The sequence below is a fragment of the Variovorax sp. WDL1 genome, from assembly GCF_001541225.1.
Lineage (GTDB): Bacteria > Pseudomonadota > Gammaproteobacteria > Burkholderiales > Burkholderiaceae_C > Variovorax.
Map to the genome: position 1 here is coordinate 1 of NZ_LMTS01000212.1, position 1727 is coordinate 1727.

The 1727-nt window shown below is 66.5% G+C and carries 3 protein-coding genes; all 3 read left to right on the forward strand.

Features of this window, described 5'->3' with window-relative positions; all coding sequences use genetic code 11:
- Window positions 1–449: PFL_4669 family integrating conjugative element protein (locus APY03_RS26865; protein WP_068681670.1), on the forward strand; the 449-nt coding region annotated here is incomplete at its 5' end.
- Window positions 446–973, forward strand: a complete 528-nt coding sequence (locus APY03_RS26870) for a DUF3158 family protein (protein WP_068681673.1) — start codon at window positions 446–448, stop codon at window positions 971–973. The genes APY03_RS26865 and APY03_RS26870, both read left to right, overlap by 4 nt.
- A gap of 73 nt (window positions 974–1046) precedes the next feature.
- Window positions 1047–1499 carry a single-stranded DNA-binding protein gene (locus APY03_RS26875; protein ID WP_068681674.1) on the forward strand — a complete coding sequence of 151 codons (453 nt, stop codon included), beginning with the start codon at window positions 1047–1049 and terminating at the stop codon, window positions 1497–1499.
- The last annotated feature ends 228 nt before the right edge of the window (window positions 1500–1727 follow it).

Below are 1727 nucleotides of genomic sequence, written 5' to 3' on the forward strand. Positions count from 1 at the left end.
AGCTGCCGCTGTTCGTCAATGCGCAGTTGGGCTTTGCCGCCGTCTATCTCCTGGCCGACTACGACGACATCGCGCGAAAGCTAATCCTCGCCCACCACACCGCGTTGATCGACCGCAGCACTTTGGAGCACTGGCTCAACGAGGGCGCGCACGCGCTGCGCAGCCTGTTCTCACTGGCCCAGCAGTACCGCTACTCGGGCTGCACCCGCGACGACTTCGCGGCGAAGAATGCCGCGGCGCGGGCCGCGCTGGAGAAGTTCGGCGAACTGCCGCGGGACGTGCTCGAAGGCATGCGCCGCTCGAAGTTCGCGCCGCCCATCGTGCGCCGTGGCCTGCAACAGCGCGGTGAGAGTCCTGCCGCAGCCGCTACCAACGTCGATGGTGATGCGGCCGCCGATGCCGACCCGTCCGAAGGCGCAGCCACTGCCGGCGAGGACAAACCCGCATGAGCGATCTGAACCAACCCACGCGCTACTTCCGGGGCCTGCAACAGGGAGCCTTCATGCGCCTGGAACACGCAGCCTCTCTAAAAGGCCTTTTAAAGCCTTTTAAGGGTAAAGGGGACTTGGAGTCCTGGGCCAGCCAGTGCTTCGCCCTGCGCGACGAGTTGATCGGCCTGGCGCAGCGACAAGTGCTGCAACAAGCCAGCGGGCATCCCTTCCACCTGCTGCCCGTGGAACTGGCCCAGCAGACCACTGGCGCGGGAACGACGTTCTTGCGCTGGCGCAGGCACGACCGTTCGGCCATGGGCGTGGCCCTGTGGCAGGAGCTGCTGGCGAGCACCAGCACCCCGGTCAACCTGCTGGCCGACCTGCACGCGATCGAGCTGCAGCGCATCACGCTGAACATGCAGATCAGCCTGTTGCACACCCTGGGCAGGCAGGCGCAGGAGTGCGCCAGCAAGGCCGCCGAGGCGGACGACGCCTACCTGCGCCGGCTCAGGTCCATACCCCCCGCGATGCGCGATCGGTGATCGCGTCAGGCACCCCAGCACGCGCCCGACGCCGACATGGCACGGGTATTTCAACCACCAAGGAGATTGCACCATGAGCACGCATTTTTCGGGCGAAGGCAACATTGGCTCGCCCCCCGAGTACCGGGAGTTCCCCAACGGCAACGACGAACCGCGGCGCTTGTTGCGGCTGAACGTGTATTTCGACAACCCCGTTCCCACCAAGGGCGGCGACTTCGAGGACCGTGGCGGCTTCTGGGCGCCAGTGGAAATCTGGCACCGCGACGCCGGTCACTGGAAGGACCTGTACCAGAAGGGCATGCGCGTGCTGGTCATCGGCCGCATGGAACGCGAACCCTGGACCGACAACGAAGATCAGCCACGCGAGACCTGGCAGATCAACGCACGCAGCGTCGGCATCCTGCCGTTCCGTATCGAGTCCGTGGTCCTCAGCCCCAAATCGCAGGAGACCGCGCAGGACGCGCAGCCCAACCCCCAGGCCGACCAGGAACCGGCTGCGCCGAAGGAGGCCAAGCGCAGGAAGTGACCCGGCGTGGGGGGAGGCCGCAGTACGTTGCCGCCCCCAATGTCCTCGCGAGCTATCCCCAGGGGATAGCTCCACCGACTTCCACCGGCTTCCACGCGCTCCCGAAAAATCGCGGCTCCCGGTCCACACACCGCCGGCCGCACGCCATCCCGCCCAGGCCATTCCATCGGCGTGAAAGCGGTCGCCGTCGCATGCAGCTTGTTTGCTGCTGCCCCAACAGGCGCTCGG